This window comes from Paenalcaligenes sp. DL 463 (genome assembly GCF_057475185.1).
Genome location: NZ_JBYBKX010000001.1, coordinates 1,789,442 through 1,808,826 on the forward strand (window position 1 = coordinate 1,789,442; position 19,385 = coordinate 1,808,826).

Below are 19,385 nucleotides of genomic sequence, written 5' to 3' on the forward strand. Positions count from 1 at the left end.
CAGGATCGTCATAACACCATCTAGGCAGTGCCATTACGCAGCCTCCATCGTGCTCAAATCAAGCAACGTAAAACGCCCGACGTACTCACTTGGTAGCCAGCCACCAGTATCAATGTGATGCACATTCCCCAGAGTCACGACAGACTTTGGGTGACAATTGTGGCCAACGACCAAGTGATCAATACCTTCTATGTGGCTGCTATCTGCTAACTCAAAACGATCACGGCTCCACATCAACCGTTGACGCTTACTTTTATTCTGCAAGGCCTCCTCTAGCCCAACCCACTGCAACCATGGGACATCGGCATGAACAATACCGATGCGACCAGCCTCCGTTTCCACCTCAATAGCAAATGGCAACGTCAACAATTTCGCCACGACAGCGCTTTGGGTCGATGTGTCTGCATCAATAAACCAACTACCACCGTTTCTGCGATAGTTATCTTCATCTATCGCCCCAATGGTGTGATAGCGAATAGCGAAATCATCATGGTTGCCTCGCACAGCAAAGAACCAACCATTGCCAATCAAGCTCACAACCTCTGCATTCTCTGGGCCACGATCTACGAGATCGCCAACACTAAACAAACGGTCTTTATTTGAATCGAAGCCTATCTCACGGAGTTCAGCCATAAGCCGACTAAAGTGTCCATGAATGTCACCGACAGCAAAATCCCTGCCTTGTCTGTTGCGCTCGAAATGTTGAACCATATGTGTCATAGCCCCACCTCCACAATCACGTAACCCAGCTTTTTAGGGTCCAAACACTCATCGATAAGAACTGGGCGAAATATGCTGTCATCAACACCTAGCGCTTTAGCGATACCGTCCAGATGGTGCTTTATCGCTCCATGCATGCCATCTATGTCACGGCGTATACGGTTAGGTCGAGCAAAGGTAATACGCAGAGGTGTGCGCTCGCTCAGCTCAGGTTTGGCTGTGCCAACAGCAGCCTTAGCCGCCATGTAGCCATCAGTGCGTGCCTTTTCTTTATGTTTTTGGAATGATGTCCAGTGACGACCACCACGAGCATTTGGGAATAAGGCGCTGTTAGGCCATGGCAAACGGATCTCGATCATGCAGCCTCCTTCGCCAAACGATACTGACGTCGAACCTCAAGCTCTAAGGCTCTTTTTGCAGCGTCACCACGACGTCTGCCAATTAATTCCAAGTAAGGCTTGCGATCGCTAAACCGTAGACTCAACACGTGTCTTGCTTCGCATTCGTGGCGATGTTGTTCTATTGCTTGACGGCTCATGCTTGCGCCTCCAGTGACTCAGGCAGCATCAGCACTTCCTTAAAGCTCTGCTCATCAAGCTGATTGAAGCCAATGCGCTGCTTGTTGGTACCACCGAGTAAAACCTGCTTAGCTAGCCTTTCATCGCCGATTAACACAGGCGGAGCGATACGTTGTGCAGTTTGCGCATTGTGAGCCTCTGCTATGCCTGGTAGCCACTTCGGATATTCAAACTCACCGCGTAGTCGGTACCCGCGATATCTGTTTTCAAATTCTTTTGCGACAAAAGGCCACTCATCTTCGGTCTTGGTTCCTAGCGAAATCCAGCCGCCCATATCCTGCAGCACCGCATTAATCGCAGGATCATCAAAAGTCACGCTTTGGTACGTTCCGACGGTACGTAAAGCCCGATCTGTCTTTGCCCATGCCAGCAATGCGCCATCTTGCGTGGTGCCGCCGATAAACTTAATCACATCAGCTGGCTTTGGCATGAACTGCCCTGTGTCTGGGTTTTGCATGTGACGACTCAACCCCTCACGCACGGCTGGTAAATCGTAGGGCTTTAACGCGCCCCACCAAAGCGCCAATACCATCGGTGACATCGGCTTGCCGTAGAGCTCGGCTGCAGCGTTCACTACCTGCGAAAAAGCGGCGTAATCAGACTGTTGCATTGTCGTCTCCAAAAATCATTTTTCTAGCCTGCTCTGCAGCAGCCATGTTCTGGTCGTAAAGCGTTGAGCCACTGCCCTGTGGATTTCCTTGCACCTGAGGATCGGGTAAACCATCCTCCCAGCGGCTTTGGTTCAGGTACGTCAGCGGTGCAGGCTCGTAGCCATCACGCCACTGCTTGGTTTTCGCCATGGCCCGAACGTGATCAATAATTTCGCCAGCAACGGCATCAAGCTTTTGTTTTTTCCAAGCATCGTGGCATTTGCGTTTAGCAACACGACGGGAAGTGTTTGGGTAGCTCAACCAGAACTTGGCGAATAGGCATTCGACTGGTTCAGGCGACATAATCTCTGTAGTAGTCTCTGCTGTAATCTCTGTACTTATTAACGGATTGCGCTTTGGGTCATCCGCCAACTGCGTTTTGGGTTGTTCCCCAATTGCGTTTTCGTCGTTCGGGGATTGCGCTTTAGGCGGTTGGGGAATTGCGGTTTGGCCGTTCGCGGATTCGCCTTCATTTTCATTACCATCAACATCGCTTTTAGGCTTAGAAATCGACTCCATAAACGCATTAAATGCATCGTGATCAAGCTTGTAGTAAATACGGTGCTGCAGACGTTGATTTGTTTCAATCAACAGCCCTAAGTCACGTAATTTTTTACGTGCCCCAGCCTGTTCTCGATAACTAAGGCCTGTTTCCTCCTCCCACTGATCAGACGTTTTATAAACGCCCAGCTCCTGATCTCCGCGCTCATCCCAATACATGAGCTGGCCGAGGAAAATAGCCGCGTTTACGCCGCCCACATACTTTGCTATCGCTGGCTGGTAGGCTATTGGCCTTCCCAAAGCCCTAATTGCGTCTAAAGGCCTCACATCTGCCTCCTTAAATATTCACCCACAAGCCTGACTACGTCTGCCTCAGCAGCTTCAGGCCATTTACCAAGCCCCTTAAGATCATCTCGTGTTTGATGCAGCCACTTCAGCTGCAATGTTTTTGAGGTCGCTTTGTCATACACGCCACCCTGATCCAACAATGAATGGCAGCCGCGGCGACCTAAACCGTCTGCGCACAGTGGCACACACAGCGCATCAGATAGCTTGATACCCATGCCCTTACCTAACGCTGCAAAATTAAGATGTGCGGCCTGTGAACGCTTCTGAGCGTTGCACGATAAGCACGGCAGTGCAGCTACGTTGCGTCGATGCTGTTCGCTTCGAAATATGGACAGCTCTTTAGGCTTGTGATTGATCGCCGTGCCACAAGCTTCGGCTACACGCATGGCGAGGCTTTTCGTCTTGGGCTCGGGCTTACGGCTTTTAATCTGACTTCGCTTGAGGCTCGATTGTCTAGCTTTAAATGTTGAATTCCACGCTCTCATCGAACCCACTCCGGAATATCGACGCGCTCTGACCAGATCACGCCATGTTCGGCACCGAACGCATACATAAACTCCACTAGCTCGGACATTTGGCGCACACTCATGCGGCTAGTACGTTGGCCAAGCATTACGAAACCACCCCGTACACCTTGAGCAATCCGGGTTTCTTGCTGAAGGCTTGCTGAAAGAATGTCCTTCCAGTCCTCAGGCGATAATTTTTGTGTGACGCCGTTCAGTGGCCACTCAACTTGCTTGGAAATGTCAGCCAGCATTGCCCACATCTTCGCGTTAACATCGAGCGAACGAGTGCGCGGCTTAATCTCACAGATCATTTGCTCAGGGGCGTTAATCACTGCTTGAGCAGCATTACGTCGAACAGCTCCGCTTACTAAGTGGAATACTTGTTTTCCCATATCAATCCACCATCCCGCGAACGCGCTCTTTAATGCTGGCCACCGATGACATAAAGGCTTTACCAGCACCTTCAATGGCACGCATTTCGTCTTTCGTTACCGTTCCATCAGCCAGTGCCGTGTGGATCTCGTTTGCAAAATGGCCCTGAGCAACCATCATTGCTGCTACTTGCTCTAAGACAGCCATGTCTGACGAATCCACAGCGCCGGCAGGAGCCTTAACCAACAGGAAGCCTTCCGCATGCGCCCAAGCCTGCAACATCCGAAAATCATTTGTGAACGCTGCTACACGCTGAGCCTCTGCAAACGTCAAGTGATGGGTCGAGTTATTCGGATTCACCTTATTGCGCAGCACAGCCGGTGAAATAGAAACTCGAGGCCCTAACGACTCGCTGCCCCCTGGGTAGTCATGGACTGTGTGATATGCCGCATCGACTGTGTTCATAATTAAATGCCTCGAACGTATTTATTTGCAGGGCTACGCCCTAAACTGCTAGTTATGGAAACTAGAACTTCAAAATCAAAACTCTTAACTTCTTCTGGCTTGACTGATCTCGAGTTGATGGAGCTTCAAGACCAAGCCATTGATCTGGCACTACAAGCCTTCGACGAACCTACTGATGCCCATATTGACGCTGTGCAAGAGCGTTTGATCTGGAATGCGCAGCGCGGTTTAGGTGGGCAAGGAGCCGTGACTATTCATTAACCCCTTCCCTATATGCGACTGCGTTAATCAGCTCTTTTCGTCTGCCCTTAACTGAATTGGAAAGGGAATTTCAGGATTCAAAGCATGGAAGGCCAACAGCCATGAGCGAGGAATATGGTTTTGTTTTTCCCATTGGGAGATCCTCCCCTTGGTCAGCCCAGTGAGCTCAATGACTTTTCTGCGGCCCCCTAGGGCCTGAACGATATCGGTAGCTTTCATCATGCCTTGAGTTTAGATAAATCTATACACAAAAGCAAGATTTTTCTAAACCAATGTTTAGTTTTTTCTTGTTCTAATTGCAGAATGGATATTTACGCGATTCGACGACAGAACCTACAGGCATTAATTGATAGCCGCGCGGCTGGTAACGCAGCAGAATTCGCGCGTCTTGTCTCTAGGGAGCGCGCCCAGATCGGGCAGTATTTATCTGAGAAATACAATAACGGTCGCAGCATTGGCGAAAGAGTCGCTAGGCAAATCGAAAGCTCCCTACAGATTGAGAGCGGATGGCTTGATAAGGCAGTCGACCACGCCTTTGATAAAAACGTCTCTGGCGCCGCAATTGGCGAACGTCGCATCCCCCTGCTCAATTACATTCAAGCGGGTAACTTCGCTGACGGTGGGCAGAACTTCACGATGGCAGATGTGGAGTACTTGCTAACGGACTTGGATTTATCGGAACGCGCTTTCGCATTGCAGATTAAGGGCGACTCGATGTTGCCCGAGTTCAAAGAAGGCGACCGTATTATTGTTGATTGTGAGGTCATCCCTAGGCCTGGCGATTTTGTCGTGGCAAAAAATAGCGATGAAGAGGCGACTTTCAAAAAGTACCGCCTAATCAGTATCGATGAGTCAGGGCAAGAAATATTCGAACTAACACCATTGAACCCAGACTACCCATCAATGCGCAGTGATAAGCATAAAGTTGAGGTTATCGGCACGATGGTTGAGCATCGTAAGTACTACAGACGAAGTTAAGCAAGGCCCCTTAGAGGGCCTTTTTGTTTAGGCCTAAAGTAACGAAAGTTAAGTTTGATATGTAAAGACCGTAAGGACATGGCATGGAAAACCCAAGCAATAAACTGTCATTTCGGGCAGCTCAACATACCGATTTGCCTGAAATTGTTACGCTGCTATCAGATGATGTGCTAGGCGCCACCCGTGACGGCATGCATCACATGCCTGCCTATGAGGCTGCTTTGCGAGACATTCAAGCACAGCAAGGCAATACAGTGATTGTTGCCGTGATGGGCCAGCAGGTCGTAGGCGTTTTACAGCTCACTTTAATACCAGGCTTATCACGCGGCGGGATGCTTCGTGCGCAAATCGAAAGCGTACGGGTTAGCAGCCAACATCGTGGACATAACATCGGTAAAGCTCTTGTAAAGCAAGCCATTGATCAGGCGCGTAACGCCGGCTGCGGTTTGGTGCAATTGACTAGTGACAAACAACGCACCGACGCTATCAGGTTTTATGAAGATTTGGGGTTTACCGCATCCCACGAGGGGCTGAAGCTTTCACTAGGATAACCACTACATAAACTCTGCTTGCGTCATCTTGGCTTTCATTTAAAGCCAAAGTAACTAGATTTTAATTCTATGTGATTCCGTAAGGAAAGAGGCATGAAAACACTATTTGCAACACTTGCTATCACCCTGCTCTCGCTCAGCGCGGTGACCACTACTGTGGAAGCACACTCCGGTCGGACAGATAAGAATGGGTGTCATATGGATAGGAAGACTGGGACGAGGCATTGTCATCAAGAAAACTCAAATCAAATTAAACCCTTTCCTTTTGGGCACCAAACAACAAAAGCCGATGCTTATTAAGGAAACACGTATATGAAAACAGTAAAAACAAGTAGGCGCGCGTATTACAGAAGAGCCCAAATTCAAAGCAGCAACCCTGCAAACCTTCAAACACTCATTGAAAGCGCATTAAATAAACAGTCAACCGTAAAATCCAGACTAGAAACCATAGATTCCTCTGGGGAAACGTACAGATTAATCGCAAAGCATGGCAAAAAAGAAAACATGCTTGCTGGTCATCTAATAGCATTCGAAAGGGGGAGCTACCAATTGGTTATTGGCGATGACCCAGACGCAACAAGCTTAGAGCTAGACGCTATTGAGCCTCCACAGCAAGAGGGTACAATTCAACAGTTCGTCACGGGAGTGGTGTATTTCTGTATTTTTGAGAACTGCGTAGCTCTGATCCAAACAGGATCGTTACGCGCAAACGCATTAGAGCGTCACTTGGCTTGGCTCATTAGAGATAAGTCAGAAATACTTGATAATGCAGATGGACTAGCTTTAGTTGATGAGCCTCACAAAGCCATAGCTGAACGCATTAGAAAAAACCACATCAAGGCCATCAACCTCGGCGTACCTTTTATGCAAGAAGAGTCCGTTACAGAGCTTGTGGCGGTGACTGACAATAGCGGTAAAATCAATACCCAAGAGCTAGAAGTCACTAAGTTTAAAGCCGACAAAGCCTTAAAAGGGCTATTGAAAAAATTCCTGCCAAGTGATACTTTCTCTAGTCTAGGGTTAAGCGATGTTGTTTTTGATGGCGATCTCGAAGTGTGGTTGCAAATAAAACATCCAAAATTCCAGAGAAGCCACCCCGCTAGCACTACTAAGCTTCTTGATGATTTAGGAATAGCCTTAAGAGACCAAGAGGAAGAAAGTGTACGCCTCGAACTCAGAGACGGTTCTACAATTAAGGGGTCGCAGCTCAAAATCAGCTCCCCTATTTCTCTTGAAACAATAGGCGGAAAACCAAACGTTGATTCACTTTACGAAGCAATGTCCGCGTGGATTAAGCACCTCATTGCTAACAACGAGATTACTTTATAAGACTAATCAGCTTCAGGAGGTCGCATGGTTAGATCTCGACTGATTTACTTAACGTTAATTATTGGTGCAATTTCTAGCATTGGGATTCACAAGTGGACACCAGACTTAGTGTCCTATGATGTGGCTGTGAAATGTATTTTTTTTATAACCCCTATTCCTAGCGCTTTATTGTTGCTTTTTTGGCGTAATTACAGAGGTTTAAAAATTTATGAAAAACTTAACGGTTTCCAAGCCAAGCGATTTAATAGCCTAAAAAGCTTAATTTATAGACGACTTATAGTTTGCTTTTTTTTAAGTCTTGGTAGTTCGGCTATAGCCCTATGCTTCAATTTTGTAATAAAAATTTATTTTGAAATAGAGCCTGAGCTCCTGCCTACAATTTACCTAGCATCAACCACATTAGCACTCACAGTCAATTTATACCTAATAGCCTCTATTTTGTTTTGGGTTTTTGAACTAGCTGACTTCTCGGATCAACTTGCTGAAAAAGAAGCCACAACACACAGAATTAACGAGGCCATGAAGCGTATTGAGTTAACAGAATCATCTTAACTCACGCGCTCAGAATGCTACTTTAGCCACCTCCGGGTGGCTTTTTTGTGGGGCCCTACTTACGCTTCAGGCTCTTGCTCAAACGTTTGGTTGTTAGGTTTTGACGGCATCTCGATAGTCCGACGCTCAGTCTCACAGCCTTTATCCATAGCTAGCATAGCTAAATGGTTATATCTCTGACGGTAGGCATTAACTTCTATTTGTTCGGAGTGACTAAAGTCCATAAAAAACAATGGCACTAAAAGAAAGGCTCCTGTTACACCTAAAGCAACATTTTTCCCCGTCTTTTCGGTGTCTGGTACAAGACGTTGTACCTCCGACTCAATAAATGCCATGTCATGCTCAAGAGCCTGACAGCTTTTCGCATTATCACCATACTGTTGAACCATCACTGGATTCGCCGCTCTGCCCGCACAACCTGATAATGCGGCTATTGATACCAGCGTAACCGCTATAAATGCTTTACTCACAATCCCACCCTTATATTCGAAGTGGGTGAATTGTACTGTCTTATACAAAAAGAAACAAAAAGAACTCTTTGGACATAGCCCCTGCACTGCCCCCTTATCTGCTTTTTTATGTTTGCCACCTTCAGGTGGCTTTTTTGTGCCTCCTGAACTTACGACTTATCACCATCGATCTGAACTGCCCCCGAAGTAATGCCACTTGTAAAAGCTCTAGGCAATAAAAGTGCTTCAGCTATTATTCAAGAAGTTAAGAGCCATAAGGAGCACGGGATGATCACTGTGGAATCAGGTTTGTTTCTTCGAGTTCAAGAACTAGAAAATGGGCCTAAGCCCTTCCCTCTACAAAGCGGCTTCAGTCATGACAACGCCTATCGCGTGCTAGGTCTCTACAGCCCCTCTGAAACATCCGAGGCATATTTCATCCTCGCAAACGACCGCGATGAAATCTGGTTCATTTCAAATAAGCATTTCCGAGTGTTCGGCCTCTACCCTAACAATAATAATTTTAGGCTAACCCTTTCTGAGGCTGCTGTGGCCACAAGTTAAGGCCGTAGTATTCCACCCTTTGCGCCCACTAAGGTGGGCTTTTTTGTGGCTGCATGCCCTTCCCCGTGGCCGCTACCGGTGCTGCTGGGCTGATGGCGTTTCGATGGCCTGCTACTAACCAACGATAAACAGGCACAAATGGGGTGTCACTTTCTATACATACAAACAGTATGTTTAGATTTCTCTTGACTTTATTGTTTAGATAATTCTATACTTCATTTAACGCTACACCAAACACAGCTAAACAGCCTAGGTCTCAGACCAGCTTAGTAACTGAAGTGAAGCGTTAGATGATCTTTAAAAACTAGCTGACAATGCACCCAGCCCTATTTAGGGAGAAGCGACTGGGTAGGCGCGCAACATCCATGCCCGCGCCGATAGCAATAGGCATAAAACCGACGACCAGCGCTTGCGGTGTGAGACTGCGTGAAGAGTGCTGTTAGTTGGGGATTCAGTTGCTCGGTAGTCCGAGCTGTTGAACGCGAATTGGAAAGTATCGCGGGTAATACGTTAAGCACGACAAGCTCAACTTGTACGGCTTATTTATTCTGAGTGAGCTAGCAGCTCTGGTAGCGCTTAAATGCTAGAGAAAAGCGCCTAGAAATAGGCCGCTTTGGTAAGCATCAATGGTGGTGCTTACGGAAGCGAGGAAACGATGCAAGCCCTTGAAAACAAAATCATCAACCAAGAAGTGGCAAATCTGAAGGAGTTTGGCTACGACAACGTAATCCACGAAAACATCCTGACGGACGCTGTCTACTCACAATTTTTCAAAAGCATGCTTGAAGACAATAAAGGCAAATCAACGGAAGCGGATCTGGTGATTGATGGTCTTTTAGCAAAAATCCCCAGCCTTTAAACCTAATCCGCAATTGTGGGCTTCTTAGCAATTGAGGATATTTATGTCTGCCTTTTGTGTTTTTGGTATGACTGATGTTGTGGCCAAACAATTGGCAAACAAGTCCTACCACCCCCCTATCTCAACGTAAAGAACTTACACCCGAACAGCTAGAGGAGTGGCGCAAAGAGAAAGCGCAAGAGATTCTGAAAAGCGGCAGAGTTCGTCAAGTATCAACCGAGTTCTGCGCACCGCAATTCTGCAATGACTGGATAGCCTTAGCTAAACGTCAGGTCAAAACATCACGACTCAAAATCATGGTGCGTGGCATCAAGACTGACAAAAAAGGCGCGATAGTCATCAGCAAGCGCACCAAGCTGCCCATGCAGGCATGGATTCCCTATGAAAGATAAACTCCCATCCGACAGCGCGGATCCGCGAGGAGACTATCGATGATCAACACTAACAGATCAAGGCCTGCGTGGCTTGAGCCAAGAAAAAACCGCCTAGAAAAGCGGCTTAGGTGGCAAGGTGTTACTTATTAGTAGGGCAATCCAGGGAACCTGTTTTTCAGGTTACGGACAAAGTTACGGCGGATTTCAGTAAGTCGCCTTTCTTGAGCTTGTTCTTCTTGCTGTTTAGCCGTTTGTTTAGGCTCAAGCAAAGGTGATACGTGCAGGGGGCTCATGCCACCCTGATTCAGCTTGTGGTAAATCATTAAGATCTCCAACGCTTCTTCATATTGATCATTGAGAGCGGTCGGGAGCTGATGCTGCCAAAAGCGTAGCGTAGAAAAAAGTGAACGCGTAGTAAAAAGTTATAGGCGAGCGTGGATGCTGGCCTTTTTTATAATTGTTGTAGTTGTGTGTTAACGCACTCAGACACTATGGGGCTTTGAGGTACTTAAGTACACCTATACTTTGTAACAGTGCGCTGTACGGTAGGCACAAAAAAACCGGCACTTCGTAGAGTTACCGGTCTTTGCTCTTTTATGCTCTTGCTATGTTATGCAAGAACTGCTGTATTAGACAGCTTGAATCCTTGTAGCACATGGTCCTTTTTGACCTTGGCCAACAACGAAAGATACTCGTTGGTTTTCATCAAGCGTTTTGTGATACCCATCTCCTTGGATCTCACTATGGTGTGCAAAGAGGTCCTTACTACCATCCTCTGGCATGATAAAGCCAAAGCCACGTGTGTTATCAAACCACTTCACAATACCGATTTCTGTTTTCAATATAAATCCTAAATTATCAGGGGAAAATATCCCTGTACTCATAGTGTCATGTATGGTCAGTTAAAGATAGGCATAGTTTGTAACAGCCAAAAGCTCATCTGACTCGATTCTATCTTCCTCTACCTGAACCCCGGTTAACTGGCTTACGGGAATGAGCAAAGCTTGCTCTTTTGATACCAGCACTAGATGGTTGTGCAGGCCAGCCCGATTTATTCGAAACGGAGTCTGAGCCTTGTGCCTTCACCCTCTTTGGTGATTTTTCGCTTTTATTCATTACAACCCCTATCAGTAAACGTCGACATCAGCAAAATTGCTGTACGACTCTTACAGCATAGGACACTTCGCATTAAATAGCTTGTTAAGCCTGACACCCTAGGCAGAGTAACCACCGCCTTTCGTAATAAGGGCTATCAACGAAGCATCTAGTGCCTGTGCTCGGGCAACTGCGAATCACCGGCGGACAACAAACTCCGCCATCTCGCGACTCGCTGGCAGACGAGAGATAAAGACATTGCCCCCGCGCCTAAGAATTTGGGCTTGGCAAGCTGCGGGAAAGGCCTGAGGACGGTCAGCAGCCAACTGACCAACAACTGGTTCTGCGCACGGTCAACCCAGTATAAAAAAACAGTAATGGACCAATTGAACGCATGTCCAAAACTGGGGATCGTACCCCAGCGGGGCTTTGGCTCTGAAAAACTCTTTCGCGCCCATAGCTCAACGGATAGAGCATCGGTCTTCTACACCGAGTGCTGCAGGTTCAAATCCTGCTGGGCGCGCCACACTCTTTTACTTAAAACTGCCTAGCAGTTCCCCTTTTTTGCTTGCCCTGGTGGGCAATGTCTATGCCCGTGACCATGACCATCTGGATCAACAATGACTGAACCAGAAGGGGTATGTACTGCACAGGCAGTAAGAAGGGACGCGAAAAGCGCTGCTATCAGCAATCGAAATTTCATAAAAACCTCAAGGTATTAATTCTCTCAAATTATCGAATATACCCGTATTGCGAACCTATACATAGAGCGTCTGTTTGTAATCTTTAACGAATAATCAGTTATCAAGCAATCCTTGACGACTGCCTTCAAGCCAGAGCCCGACACCTCCTCGACTCCTTCACGCAGGCCGCCCTCCTGCGCGTCGGGCTCTGCCTTGAGGGCCACTGCGAGCCTGTCAAAGCCGCAATCCTAGGTGCGAGAGCCGACTTAGCCGGTGACTGCCCTCCTTCTTTTTTCCTTAGCGCCGGACGCGGTGCGCACTACTTCCGAGAACACTATGAATGCACTTACAGCTCCGCAATCTGTGCGTGAAGCAGTTGACCACGCGCGCCTGATAGTAAAGCTTGAATCCCAAATCAAAGAGTGTCTGGCAGGCGACCGTGAGTACGTATATATCGCTTACAGCCATGACTCATTGCCTTCGTACGAAAAGCGTGACGCCATCAGCGACGTGTTGATTGACTGGTTGATCGTCAAAGCCAAGCGTGAGCCGTTTTCTGACCTGCTTTGCGCGCTTGATGACGCTGATTTGCGATCACAGCTAACTGCGCAGCGAGACGTACTCATACGCGAAATAGCCGACGCAACGCTATCCGCACTGACTCCGGACGAGCTGGAGATCCTTTCATGAAGTTTCTAACGCTTATCTGCCTATACGCCAGCGCGGTCGTAATCATTACGGCTGCGATCGAGCTTCTTTATTACGGGGAGCGATATGAGTGATCTTAAAAAACATGGCTGGAAGCTCGTTGTGATTGCCCTACTTTTCGGCATCGCCGGCCGCATGGATTACGAGCATGAGGTTAAGCACGAAGCAGTCGCTAAAGCTTATTACAACGAGCTGAATCAGCGGTATGGCCGTACATACGCCGCCCATCTATCACGAGCAACACGAACTGGAGAATATTATGAGCATCACGACTATGATCTTGGGCGAGTCAGGGACTGGCAAGACAACAAGTCTACGCAACCTTGATCCCGAAAACACCCTTCTTATTCAGGCTGTACGAAAGCCTTTGCCGTTTAAATCCCAGAACTGGAAGCCTTTTAGCAAAGAGCATCCAACAGGCAACATCTTCATCACCGACAACGCTGTCGAAATAGTACGCATTATTCGCAAGACACGACGCAAGATCGTTGTTATCGACGACTTCCAGTACATCATGGCAAACGAATTTATGCGTCGCTCGAATGAGCGTGGGTTCGACAAGTTCACGGAAATCGGACGGAATGCTTGGGACATCATCAACGCAGCATCTTCTCTTGCCGACGACGTACGCGTCTACATTCTTTCTCACGTCGAAACCAGCGAGCACGGCAAAACCAAAATCAAGACTATCGGCAAGATGCTGGACGAAAAGATCACGCTCGAAGGCATGGTCACCATTGTATTGCGCACAGTTGTAAACGACGGACAGTACCTGTTTTCCACTCGCAACAATGGGCACGACACTACCAAAACCCCGATGGGCCTGTTTGATTCCGACCTGATCAATAACGATCTAGCCGAAGTCGACACCTCAATTTTCAACTACTACGAATTATCCGAAGAACAAGCCGCATAAAGGAACCAACATGAGCACACCCCGCGCATACACCGCTGACACAACCGCTGCAGCACAGGTAGGAACAAGTAACTACGTAGATGAATCAGGAAAATACATCGGCGAAATCACGCTCGCTGAATCGGTCACGAGCAAACGTGGTACCGAAGGTATCGAGATCTCGTTCCTGACTCGTGAAGGCCAGCAGGCCAACTACCTTACCCTGTGGACCTATAGCGAAAGCGGCGAAGCCCTTTACGGCTACAAGGTTCTTAGCGCTCTGATGACCGTTATGGGCGTTAGTCGCATCGAGCCAAAGCAAGGTGATATTAAAGACCGTGACGGCAACCAACGACGCGTAACTGCCTTCCCTGCACTGCACAAAGTGCCTGTTGGACTGGTCTTGCAAAAGGAGTACTACACGAAGCAAGACGGTACCGGTGGCTACAAATTCAACATCATTGTTCCGTTTAACGCGCAAACCGAGCTGACTGCAAAGGAAATGATCGATGGTGTCACTCAGCCCAAAACATTGGCTGGAGTTATTGCCACCCTCAAAGATAAGGGCGCCCCGATCGAATCACGCCCCACCACGCAGCAGAGCAACGGCTACGCCAATGCGACTGCCGGCAATTACGACGATCCGTTTGGTGATGAATTTGGACAAGGGTTTTAGTTATGACAAGGCTCACGCTGTACGAAATCGCCCATGAGCACAAGGCACTTGCCGATAAGCTCATGGATTTAGACTTGGACGAGCAGGCAATCAAAGATACGCTTGAAGCTGAAAGCGACTTAATACCCAAAGCTCAGTCCTACGGCTTTGTAATCCGTAATTTAGAAGCGCATCAAGCGGCTATATCAGCCGAAGCGGAGCGTTTGGCGTTACGGGCTAAACGAGCTAAGAGCCGTATCGATGCTGTTAAACAGCGCCTACTTGACGCTATGGTGATGACTGGCACACAGAAAATAGAGCATCCACAATTCACCATCAGCGTCACAAAGAACCCGACCGGTGTCGACATATTCGACGAGCGCCAAATTCCAGATACGTACATGGCGGACCCCAAGCCATTAACCCCGAAGCCCGACAAGCGACTAATCAAGCAGGCTATTGAGCAGGGCTACGAAGTGCCGGGCGCCAAGCTGGAACAAGGGGTATCGCTGCGGATCAGGTAGCACTTTGTGATTTACGCACAACCCGCCCTTCCCCAACTGCGTTAAATCGAGATTTCGCCCTAACCGAAGCCTTGACCACCCCCGGGGCGCTCATTCCTAATGCATCAAAGCGTGTCATGACTCGCTCCATCCACCTGAAGCTTGAGCTGTAACAGGCCTCGCCCCTTTGTGCGAGAATTTGTGCGACCTCATCATCGCCGGGCTTACCTTTAATCCCTACTGCCATGCCGTCAATAGACAGGCCCAGTGTTTGACGACGTCGCGCCTCGTTCTGGAGATCAACCAGCAAGTAAAGCAGGTCGCCGATCAGCATTCTTCCTAGACGATCTGCTATCGACTGTTTCGCGATATTCAGCTGTGCTTCAAGATGATTAATTTCAACAACCGACGGTGCGTCCCAACTATCCTTCAAGGCATTAGCCATTTGACGAGTCATTGCACTCATCCTGTGCACTTCTTCAGAAAGATCCCATTCGCTTTGAACGCTTTGAATGGCTTGCTCTCGACGTCTGTCCCAATTTTGATATAAGGGGACCGCAACCGCAGCAACGGCGGTCCCCACTGTCCCGAAGGCTGTCATGGCACTAAGAATGCTGACGTTGGCCAGCGCCCCCGTGCGGTCACGCCAGCACCAGCCAAGCACGAAGCCTGCCAACAGCGCACACACCACAAAAAACAGCCAGCCACAGATAGTGCGCCAATCGCTTGATGCAAACTCATTTACTTTCATGCTCCACTCCGACGCCTATCTTGAGCGATGGAGTGTATCAGCGCTCTAGGCCGCCACCAACACTCTTTCATGCACCTAATGATCTGATTAGCTCTCTCTTCGGTCATTTTTCTCGATAATCAATATGCTATTCAAAAACCTGCGAATCTTTCGCCTCAATAAGCCGTGGCTGCTCGATATTGAGCAGATCCAAAACCGTCTTGAGCCACATGCTTTCGTAAGCGGCTCATCCCAAGACCCAGTAAGTATAGACTGGACTGAACCGCGTGACGGTGAGGGTTTAGTCTATAGCCACAATGGGCAGATTCTGCTCTCAGTCCGTTCAGAGAAAAAGCTGCTGCCCTCTTCCGTCATAAACCAAGTGGCGCAAGCCAAGGCTCGTGACATCGAGAAGGAGCAAGGCTATCGCCCGGGACGCAAACAGACACGGGAAATCAAAGAGCAAGTCATCACTGAGCTCATGCCTAGAGCATTTTCAGTACACAAAGACACGCTCGTCTGGATTGATCCAGTTAATCACTGGCTCGTCATCGACACAGCAAGCAATGCAGCAGGCGATGAAGTAATGAGTTTGTTGGCCAAAACATTTGATCCGTTCCCGGCCGGGCCACTCTACACCGAACTGTCCCCTGCTGCCGCCATGACAAGCTGGCTTGCTGCCGATGAAGCACCCGCCAACTTCAGCATCGACCAAGACACCGAACTACGCTCTACTAGTGAAAGCCGTGCAGTTGTGAAGTATGTCCGGCACACCATCGGCTCCGAGGAAGCGCAGCGACACATTCAAGCCGGTAAGCAGGTAACCCGCTTAGCTCTCACGTGGAACGACAAGATCAGCTTCGTGCTCGATGATGGGTTAACGCTTAAACGTGTTACGCCTCTTGATGTGCTGAAAGTCCAGAACGACACGCTATCTGGTGATGAGGCCGAGGCATTCAATTCGGATATGGCGCTCATGACTGCTGAATATGCGGCGATGCTAGATGGTTTGGTGGATGCGCTTGGAGGGGAGAAAGCCATTTTATAAAAAAGTGTTAACTCTGCTCGACTAACCTCATAAGCTCATCAGATAATCGAGGCAACTTCTTATGGGCATTAAATGATTCGATTAATTCCCACGGCTCTTGGTAGTAACAATGAATAGGGAGATACTCTTCATCCAGCAGATCTCCTTCAGCCGGATTACTGCATTCGCCTTGTGTCATATGCACGGCCTGCAACCGGCCTCCTGCGCCTGGGAAAACAAATGCGCTGGCAATTTTTGCTTCTGGCCTAATCTGGGCAATAGCTTTAGTATAAAAATGCTGTTTAACTAAATCTGCCCAGCCTGGTGCACTACCCACCCCTTGAGCTGCATAATATTTCGCATCAACAACCACGTAATCGTTGGCTTGGGGCTTTCTTAGCACTATATCTGTACGCTGCCTATTACGTGGGGATGCCTGCAACGCACCATTAACTCTATAAACTGGTGTAGCTAACTCTCTATTAATTGAATAGGTATTCTCGAGACAGCTTCCTAACATGTGTTCCCACATGCCATGAAATTCTCTTAAGCCAATAACTATAGAAGTGGTTTCTGTCCCTTTTTTTCTCTCTAGGTATTGAATTAAAGCTTTGAGTAAAAATAATTCACGCTCAGAAAAGGTTTTTGATAACTCTCTATACAAATAGGAAATTTGCTCATTAATAGTCCCATTCGGAATAGTCACATCAACTAGATTAGGGTCGATAGATCTAGGCCCTTGGGTTATAAACCAACCAAAACTCTCATCTAACTCTCTCATTACATTCGCATGAATTCGAGCAGTTTCACAACCAGCAAAGAAGCGCTTTCTAGTCCCAGCTATGTCTAAGTAAACTGGCCCCCCGCGACTTGGATAGGCCTTTAAGCTAGAAATCGTTCTCTTCCAATCTGGCTTGCCGTAGTTGATCGTACGCTCTGTTAGCCTTCTCGCGTACAAGCCATTCTCTACATAATCTTCTAGTAGGTCTATAGCTAGCTTTAAGCTATCGACACCTAACATGGAGTCACCATCATCACCTAAAAGAACCTTTGTCTCTCTATCACGTGTATATCGGTCAAGAGAACCGAGCATGGTTGCTGCTAAAGTGCTTTTACTTACTCTTTCGGCAATGCATGTGTTACGGGGCATGAATAGCGCCACGCTAGTAGGTAGAACCACGATCCCACAAAAATGAACTAGATCGCTACCTAGAGCTAGGCCCCGCTCTTTCATTTCAACAAACAATGATTGATTCGAGCTGGCTAAAGCGTTGACAGAGATCCGATCATAAAAAATCTCTATAGACTTAGCGCTCATTTTATTCCCCCTCATCTGCTAAGCTTGGCCCTCAGGGGCTGCTACCAATAAATCATCCGCAGGCTCTAGGATGTCAATTAAAGAGGCTAGCTCGTCCTCCAGCCTCACACTTAAGACTGGCTGTTCTGTTTTAAAGGCATAAGTAAGCTGAGCAAAGGTATTAAGAGGGCCATCTGTGGTTTCAGTTCGAAAAATCAGCTCTCGACGACGATGCCGCAAAACATCGTCCCATAAGTACATAAATATCTTGCCTGTTAACGCATCGCGCGCCGACCTCTCATCAGCTAACTCATGTTCAGCAAAAAAACGATGCCCTAGAAGCCTGTCTTCGGGAATATTTTCACTGCTTAATATGTTATTTACAGCCTTAGCGAAAATTGCCCAAGACACATAGGTCATACCGGCCGATGTGGGGATTCGAAACCCACCAGGAGTAGCCATGCTGTAATCAATAGGCAAATATTGAAATTGCCATCGACGCTTAAAAGCAGTATCCATTGGCATCACCGCTTGATCGCTGCTATTCATCGTCGCAAGAATAGATAAATTTGGAGGCAAGAAAAGCTTACCGTCTGGTATTCTCTCTAGACCAGAACTGCTTAGCTCGCTATCGATGTAAGACAGCATATCAACATCAGCCATATCAACTCTATAGCAGCTAGCGCCAGTTTCATCTCTATCTAACAGTTGAAATAACTCTCCGAAAACCGCAGCAGCGGAAGCTCTATTTATTTCTTCAACTATTAAATAAACAGGCTCACTAGAGTTTTTAAGCGCTAAAAGAAAAGCCTGAATGAAAGGACCTGGCCTGAACCCATAACCCACAGCGCCACCCTCCAACATAAGAGGACGTAATGACCCTACAAAGTCGCTATATTGCGTATCGGGATGAAATACCGTTCTGACATGCCTAGATCCGTTAATAAGTACATCTATCTTATGGCTTTTACCAGTCCCTGGCGCTCCAAAAAATATTAAGTTTTTAGCCTTCAGGTTTTGCCCATTGCTTATTGGCGTACTTATTAACTCCTCAAAACCACTTCTCAAAACCTCATGATCAGAAAAGCTTCTGATCAATTGAAAAAGCTTAGCGGCAGAAGCAACAACTATCCCTGCAGCCAAGATCACGCTAGACTCATATACATCCCCCCTGCTTAAGGCTTTTCCTTCGCCTCTTGGAAATAAATACTCCCTCTCATATAAAAAAAGCCTAAATAAAATTCTATCATCATCATCGCTTAAAACAGCATCAACAGCATCATCTATTTCTACTTTTATGTACTCTTCAACTATAGCGCCTCTTCTTTGCGGAAGATCTTTCAGATAAATATTGAAATTATCTACGTCCCCATTTTCTTGAAAATATTTCTCTAAATCCATTAAGGCTGATTTGTATTTCCTTAAGGCTAGCTCATATTTCCAAAAGCAATTAGCAACCCACAAAAAAGAAGATGGTAATGTCGTAGTCAAATCCAACCTATTAGTCAAAACCATTGAGTAATCATTAACTTGTAATGACTCACCTCTTTTGTCAAAACGATCAAGCAGGATCTCTTTGAGCTTATCGCTAATGAATACATCTTTCTTAAACTCAATTCTTTTGTACTCTTCTTGGCATTCATTAATCAAAGGCCTTAAATCCTCTAAACCATAAAAATTAGACATCCTTCCATCCTTTAAGAATTTACCCTCAAAAAACCAAAAATCCTGTTAA

At 47.3% G+C, this 19,385-nt stretch carries 29 protein-coding genes and 1 tRNA gene; 16 read left to right on the top strand and 14 right to left on the bottom strand.

Annotation, left to right across the window (positions count from 1 at the left end):
* Positions 1-33 precede the first annotated feature (33 nt).
* The 8 genes from AC2UZI_RS08530 to AC2UZI_RS08565 all read right to left on the bottom strand — a co-directional run bounded on the left by AC2UZI_RS08530 (position 34) and on the right by AC2UZI_RS08565 (position 4,140).
* The gene (locus tag AC2UZI_RS08530; RefSeq protein ID WP_486943382.1) at positions 34-720 is read right to left on the bottom strand and encodes a metallophosphoesterase; all 687 of its coding nucleotides are present in this window, start codon (positions 718-720) and stop codon (positions 34-36) included.
* Positions 717-1,079 (bottom strand): hypothetical protein, encoded by a 363-nt coding sequence (locus AC2UZI_RS08535; protein ID WP_486943383.1) that lies wholly within the window; start codon positions 1,077-1,079, stop codon positions 717-719. The genes AC2UZI_RS08530 and AC2UZI_RS08535 overlap by 4 nt, the downstream gene beginning before the upstream one ends.
* Positions 1,076-1,258 carry a DUF7696 family protein gene (locus AC2UZI_RS08540; RefSeq protein WP_486943384.1) on the bottom strand — a complete coding sequence of 61 codons (183 nt, stop codon included), beginning with the start codon at positions 1,256-1,258 and terminating at the stop codon, positions 1,076-1,078. Before AC2UZI_RS08540 ends, AC2UZI_RS08535 begins: the two co-directional genes overlap by 4 nt.
* Entirely contained in the window at positions 1,255-1,908 is a 654-nt protein-coding gene (locus tag AC2UZI_RS08545; protein ID WP_486943385.1) for a DUF6475 domain-containing protein, read from the bottom strand. The genes AC2UZI_RS08540 and AC2UZI_RS08545 overlap by 4 nt, the downstream gene beginning before the upstream one ends.
* The gene (locus AC2UZI_RS08550; protein ID WP_486943386.1) at positions 1,895-2,776 is read right to left on the bottom strand and encodes an LvrA C-terminal domain-related protein; all 882 of its coding nucleotides are present in this window, start codon (positions 2,774-2,776) and stop codon (positions 1,895-1,897) included. The genes AC2UZI_RS08545 and AC2UZI_RS08550 overlap by 14 nt, the downstream gene beginning before the upstream one ends.
* Complete coding sequence (locus AC2UZI_RS08555) at positions 2,773-3,183, bottom strand: hypothetical protein (RefSeq protein WP_486943387.1); 411 nt, start codon at positions 3,181-3,183, stop codon at positions 2,773-2,775. The genes AC2UZI_RS08550 and AC2UZI_RS08555 overlap by 4 nt, the downstream gene beginning before the upstream one ends.
* Before the next feature lie 95 nt (positions 3,184-3,278).
* Positions 3,279-3,695, bottom strand: a complete 417-nt coding sequence (locus tag AC2UZI_RS08560; protein WP_486943388.1) for a recombination protein NinB — start codon at positions 3,693-3,695, stop codon at positions 3,279-3,281.
* Between the two features lies 1 nt (position 3,696).
* Positions 3,697-4,140: a phage regulatory CII family protein gene (locus AC2UZI_RS08565; RefSeq protein WP_486943389.1), complete on the bottom strand. Its 444-nt coding sequence runs from the start codon at positions 4,138-4,140 to the stop codon at positions 3,697-3,699.
* 54 nt (positions 4,141-4,194) lie between these two features.
* Between AC2UZI_RS08565 and AC2UZI_RS08570 the strand changes: the two genes are divergently transcribed.
* From AC2UZI_RS08570 to AC2UZI_RS08595, 6 genes are all read left to right on the top strand, one after another.
* Positions 4,195-4,401 carry a hypothetical protein gene (locus AC2UZI_RS08570; protein WP_486943390.1) on the top strand — a complete coding sequence of 69 codons (207 nt, stop codon included), beginning with the start codon at positions 4,195-4,197 and terminating at the stop codon, positions 4,399-4,401.
* A gap of 303 nt (positions 4,402-4,704) precedes the next feature.
* On the top strand, positions 4,705-5,379 hold the full coding sequence (locus AC2UZI_RS08575; protein ID WP_486943391.1) for a LexA family protein: 675 nt from the start codon (positions 4,705-4,707) through the stop codon (positions 5,377-5,379).
* Between the two features lie 83 nt (positions 5,380-5,462).
* Positions 5,463-5,930: a GNAT family N-acetyltransferase gene (locus AC2UZI_RS08580; protein ID WP_486943392.1), complete on the top strand. Its 468-nt coding sequence runs from the start codon at positions 5,463-5,465 to the stop codon at positions 5,928-5,930.
* 93 nt (positions 5,931-6,023) lie between these two features.
* Entirely contained in the window at positions 6,024-6,230 is a 207-nt protein-coding gene (locus AC2UZI_RS08585; protein WP_486943393.1) for a YHYH domain-containing protein, read from the top strand.
* Between the two features lie 12 nt (positions 6,231-6,242).
* Positions 6,243-7,259 (top strand): hypothetical protein, encoded by a 1,017-nt coding sequence (locus tag AC2UZI_RS08590; protein WP_486943394.1) that lies wholly within the window; start codon positions 6,243-6,245, stop codon positions 7,257-7,259.
* A 24-nt stretch (positions 7,260-7,283) separates the two neighbouring features.
* Positions 7,284-7,811, top strand: coding sequence for a hypothetical protein (locus AC2UZI_RS08595; protein WP_486943395.1), 528 nt, complete (start codon positions 7,284-7,286; stop codon positions 7,809-7,811).
* Positions 7,812-7,870: 59 nt separating this feature from the next.
* Here the strand turns inward: AC2UZI_RS08595 and AC2UZI_RS08600 are convergent, their stop codons facing one another.
* Complete coding sequence (locus AC2UZI_RS08600; protein ID WP_486943396.1) at positions 7,871-8,281, bottom strand: hypothetical protein; 411 nt, start codon at positions 8,279-8,281, stop codon at positions 7,871-7,873.
* A gap of 267 nt (positions 8,282-8,548) precedes the next feature.
* Here AC2UZI_RS08600 and AC2UZI_RS08605 point away from each other — a divergent pair, with 267 nt between their 5' ends.
* The 3 genes from AC2UZI_RS08605 (at position 8,549) to AC2UZI_RS08615 (ending at position 10,075) form a co-directional block, all read left to right on the top strand.
* Positions 8,549-8,824 carry a hypothetical protein gene (locus AC2UZI_RS08605; protein ID WP_486943397.1) on the top strand — a complete coding sequence of 92 codons (276 nt, stop codon included), beginning with the start codon at positions 8,549-8,551 and terminating at the stop codon, positions 8,822-8,824.
* 655 nt (positions 8,825-9,479) lie between these two features.
* On the top strand, positions 9,480-9,683 hold the full coding sequence (locus AC2UZI_RS08610) for a hypothetical protein (protein WP_486943398.1): 204 nt from the start codon (positions 9,480-9,482) through the stop codon (positions 9,681-9,683).
* Between the two features lie 74 nt (positions 9,684-9,757).
* Entirely contained in the window at positions 9,758-10,075 is a 318-nt protein-coding gene (locus AC2UZI_RS08615) for a hypothetical protein (RefSeq protein WP_486943399.1), read from the top strand.
* 128 nt (positions 10,076-10,203) lie between these two features.
* Here AC2UZI_RS08615 and AC2UZI_RS08620 read toward each other — a convergent pair whose 3' ends face one another.
* Together AC2UZI_RS08620 and AC2UZI_RS08625 are read right to left on the bottom strand one after the other, a co-directional pair.
* Complete coding sequence (locus AC2UZI_RS08620) at positions 10,204-10,380, bottom strand: hypothetical protein (protein ID WP_166409716.1); 177 nt, start codon at positions 10,378-10,380, stop codon at positions 10,204-10,206.
* 306 nt (positions 10,381-10,686) lie between these two features.
* Complete coding sequence (locus AC2UZI_RS08625; RefSeq protein ID WP_430223530.1) at positions 10,687-10,899, bottom strand: cold-shock protein; 213 nt, start codon at positions 10,897-10,899, stop codon at positions 10,687-10,689.
* A 703-nt stretch (positions 10,900-11,602) separates the two neighbouring features.
* On the opposite strand from AC2UZI_RS08625, the gene AC2UZI_RS08630 reads away from it, so the two are divergent.
* From AC2UZI_RS08630 to AC2UZI_RS08655, 6 genes are all read left to right on the top strand, one after another.
* Positions 11,603-11,678, top strand: a tRNA-Arg gene (locus AC2UZI_RS08630).
* A 493-nt stretch (positions 11,679-12,171) separates the two neighbouring features.
* Positions 12,172-12,525: a hypothetical protein gene (locus AC2UZI_RS08635; protein ID WP_486943400.1), complete on the top strand. Its 354-nt coding sequence runs from the start codon at positions 12,172-12,174 to the stop codon at positions 12,523-12,525.
* 84 nt (positions 12,526-12,609) lie between these two features.
* The gene (locus AC2UZI_RS08640) at positions 12,610-12,870 is read left to right on the top strand and encodes a hypothetical protein (RefSeq protein WP_486943401.1); all 261 of its coding nucleotides are present in this window, start codon (positions 12,610-12,612) and stop codon (positions 12,868-12,870) included.
* The gene (locus AC2UZI_RS08645) at positions 12,803-13,459 is read left to right on the top strand and encodes a DEAD/DEAH box helicase family protein (RefSeq protein ID WP_486943402.1); all 657 of its coding nucleotides are present in this window, start codon (positions 12,803-12,805) and stop codon (positions 13,457-13,459) included. Before AC2UZI_RS08640 ends, AC2UZI_RS08645 begins: the two co-directional genes overlap by 68 nt.
* Before the next feature lie 10 nt (positions 13,460-13,469).
* Positions 13,470-14,114 carry a hypothetical protein gene (locus AC2UZI_RS08650; RefSeq protein WP_486943403.1) on the top strand — a complete coding sequence of 215 codons (645 nt, stop codon included), beginning with the start codon at positions 13,470-13,472 and terminating at the stop codon, positions 14,112-14,114.
* 2 nt (positions 14,115-14,116) lie between these two features.
* Positions 14,117-14,617: a siphovirus Gp157 family protein gene (locus tag AC2UZI_RS08655; RefSeq protein WP_486943404.1), complete on the top strand. Its 501-nt coding sequence runs from the start codon at positions 14,117-14,119 to the stop codon at positions 14,615-14,617.
* Here the strand turns inward: AC2UZI_RS08655 and AC2UZI_RS08660 are convergent.
* Entirely contained in the window at positions 14,610-15,347 is a 738-nt protein-coding gene (locus tag AC2UZI_RS08660) for a hypothetical protein (protein ID WP_486943405.1), read from the bottom strand. The two genes, AC2UZI_RS08655 and AC2UZI_RS08660, sit on opposite strands and share 8 nt — an antisense overlap.
* 124 nt (positions 15,348-15,471) lie before the next feature.
* On the opposite strand from AC2UZI_RS08660, the gene AC2UZI_RS08665 reads away from it, so the two are divergent.
* Positions 15,472-16,374, top strand: coding sequence for a recombination-associated protein RdgC (locus tag AC2UZI_RS08665; RefSeq protein ID WP_486943406.1), 903 nt, complete (start codon positions 15,472-15,474; stop codon positions 16,372-16,374).
* 7 nt (positions 16,375-16,381) lie between these two features.
* Here AC2UZI_RS08665 and AC2UZI_RS08670 read toward each other — a convergent pair whose 3' ends face one another.
* Together AC2UZI_RS08670 and AC2UZI_RS08675 are read right to left on the bottom strand one after the other, a co-directional pair.
* Positions 16,382-17,671, bottom strand: a complete 1,290-nt coding sequence (locus AC2UZI_RS08670; RefSeq protein WP_486943407.1) for an LlaJI family restriction endonuclease — start codon at positions 17,669-17,671, stop codon at positions 16,382-16,384.
* An 18-nt stretch (positions 17,672-17,689) separates the two neighbouring features.
* The gene (locus AC2UZI_RS08675; RefSeq protein WP_486943408.1) at positions 17,690-19,336 is read right to left on the bottom strand and encodes an McrB family protein; all 1,647 of its coding nucleotides are present in this window, start codon (positions 19,334-19,336) and stop codon (positions 17,690-17,692) included.
* Positions 19,337-19,385: the final 49 nt, after the last annotated feature.

What these genes read in the sequence shown, in the direction of transcription:
- AC2UZI_RS08590 (WP_486943394.1), top strand. Translation starts at nt 6,243, where the DNA reads ATGAAAACAGTAAAAACAAGTAGGCGCGCGTATTACAGAAGAGCCCAA.
- AC2UZI_RS08540 (WP_486943384.1), bottom strand. Translation starts at nt 1,258, where the DNA reads ATGAGCCGTCAAGCAATAGAACAACATCGCCACGAATGCGAAGCAAGA.
- AC2UZI_RS08595 (WP_486943395.1), top strand. Translation starts at nt 7,284, where the DNA reads ATGGTTAGATCTCGACTGATTTACTTAACGTTAATTATTGGTGCAATT.
- AC2UZI_RS08570 (WP_486943390.1), top strand. Translation starts at nt 4,195, where the DNA reads ATGGAAACTAGAACTTCAAAATCAAAACTCTTAACTTCTTCTGGCTTG.
- AC2UZI_RS08670 (WP_486943407.1), bottom strand. Translation starts at nt 17,671, where the DNA reads ATGAGCGCTAAGTCTATAGAGATTTTTTATGATCGGATCTCTGTCAAC.
- AC2UZI_RS08580 (WP_486943392.1), top strand. Translation starts at nt 5,463, where the DNA reads ATGGAAAACCCAAGCAATAAACTGTCATTTCGGGCAGCTCAACATACC.
- AC2UZI_RS08665 (WP_486943406.1), top strand. Translation starts at nt 15,472, where the DNA reads ATGCTATTCAAAAACCTGCGAATCTTTCGCCTCAATAAGCCGTGGCTG.
- AC2UZI_RS08560 (WP_486943388.1), bottom strand. Translation starts at nt 3,695, where the DNA reads ATGGGAAAACAAGTATTCCACTTAGTAAGCGGAGCTGTTCGACGTAAT.
- AC2UZI_RS08545 (WP_486943385.1), bottom strand. Translation starts at nt 1,908, where the DNA reads ATGCAACAGTCTGATTACGCCGCTTTTTCGCAGGTAGTGAACGCTGCA.
- AC2UZI_RS08555 (WP_486943387.1), bottom strand. Translation starts at nt 3,183, where the DNA reads ATGCGTGTAGCCGAAGCTTGTGGCACGGCGATCAATCACAAGCCTAAA.
- AC2UZI_RS08645 (WP_486943402.1), top strand. Translation starts at nt 12,803, where the DNA reads ATGAGCATCACGACTATGATCTTGGGCGAGTCAGGGACTGGCAAGACA.
- AC2UZI_RS08655 (WP_486943404.1), top strand. Translation starts at nt 14,117, where the DNA reads ATGACAAGGCTCACGCTGTACGAAATCGCCCATGAGCACAAGGCACTT.
- AC2UZI_RS08535 (WP_486943383.1), bottom strand. Translation starts at nt 1,079, where the DNA reads ATGATCGAGATCCGTTTGCCATGGCCTAACAGCGCCTTATTCCCAAAT.
- AC2UZI_RS08610 (WP_486943398.1), top strand. Translation starts at nt 9,480, where the DNA reads ATGCAAGCCCTTGAAAACAAAATCATCAACCAAGAAGTGGCAAATCTG.
- AC2UZI_RS08650 (WP_486943403.1), top strand. Translation starts at nt 13,470, where the DNA reads ATGAGCACACCCCGCGCATACACCGCTGACACAACCGCTGCAGCACAG.
- AC2UZI_RS08660 (WP_486943405.1), bottom strand. Translation starts at nt 15,347, where the DNA reads ATGAAAGTAAATGAGTTTGCATCAAGCGATTGGCGCACTATCTGTGGC.
- AC2UZI_RS08530 (WP_486943382.1), bottom strand. Translation starts at nt 720, where the DNA reads ATGACACATATGGTTCAACATTTCGAGCGCAACAGACAAGGCAGGGAT.
- AC2UZI_RS08575 (WP_486943391.1), top strand. Translation starts at nt 4,705, where the DNA reads ATGGATATTTACGCGATTCGACGACAGAACCTACAGGCATTAATTGAT.
- AC2UZI_RS08615 (WP_486943399.1), top strand. Translation starts at nt 9,758, where the DNA reads ATGTTGTGGCCAAACAATTGGCAAACAAGTCCTACCACCCCCCTATCT.
- AC2UZI_RS08620 (WP_166409716.1), bottom strand. Translation starts at nt 10,380, where the DNA reads ATGATTTACCACAAGCTGAATCAGGGTGGCATGAGCCCCCTGCACGTA.
- AC2UZI_RS08605 (WP_486943397.1), top strand. Translation starts at nt 8,549, where the DNA reads ATGATCACTGTGGAATCAGGTTTGTTTCTTCGAGTTCAAGAACTAGAA.
- AC2UZI_RS08675 (WP_486943408.1), bottom strand. Translation starts at nt 19,336, where the DNA reads ATGTCTAATTTTTATGGTTTAGAGGATTTAAGGCCTTTGATTAATGAA.
- AC2UZI_RS08640 (WP_486943401.1), top strand. Translation starts at nt 12,610, where the DNA reads ATGAGTGATCTTAAAAAACATGGCTGGAAGCTCGTTGTGATTGCCCTA.
- AC2UZI_RS08635 (WP_486943400.1), top strand. Translation starts at nt 12,172, where the DNA reads ATGAATGCACTTACAGCTCCGCAATCTGTGCGTGAAGCAGTTGACCAC.
- AC2UZI_RS08565 (WP_486943389.1), bottom strand. Translation starts at nt 4,140, where the DNA reads ATGAACACAGTCGATGCGGCATATCACACAGTCCATGACTACCCAGGG.
- AC2UZI_RS08585 (WP_486943393.1), top strand. Translation starts at nt 6,024, where the DNA reads ATGAAAACACTATTTGCAACACTTGCTATCACCCTGCTCTCGCTCAGC.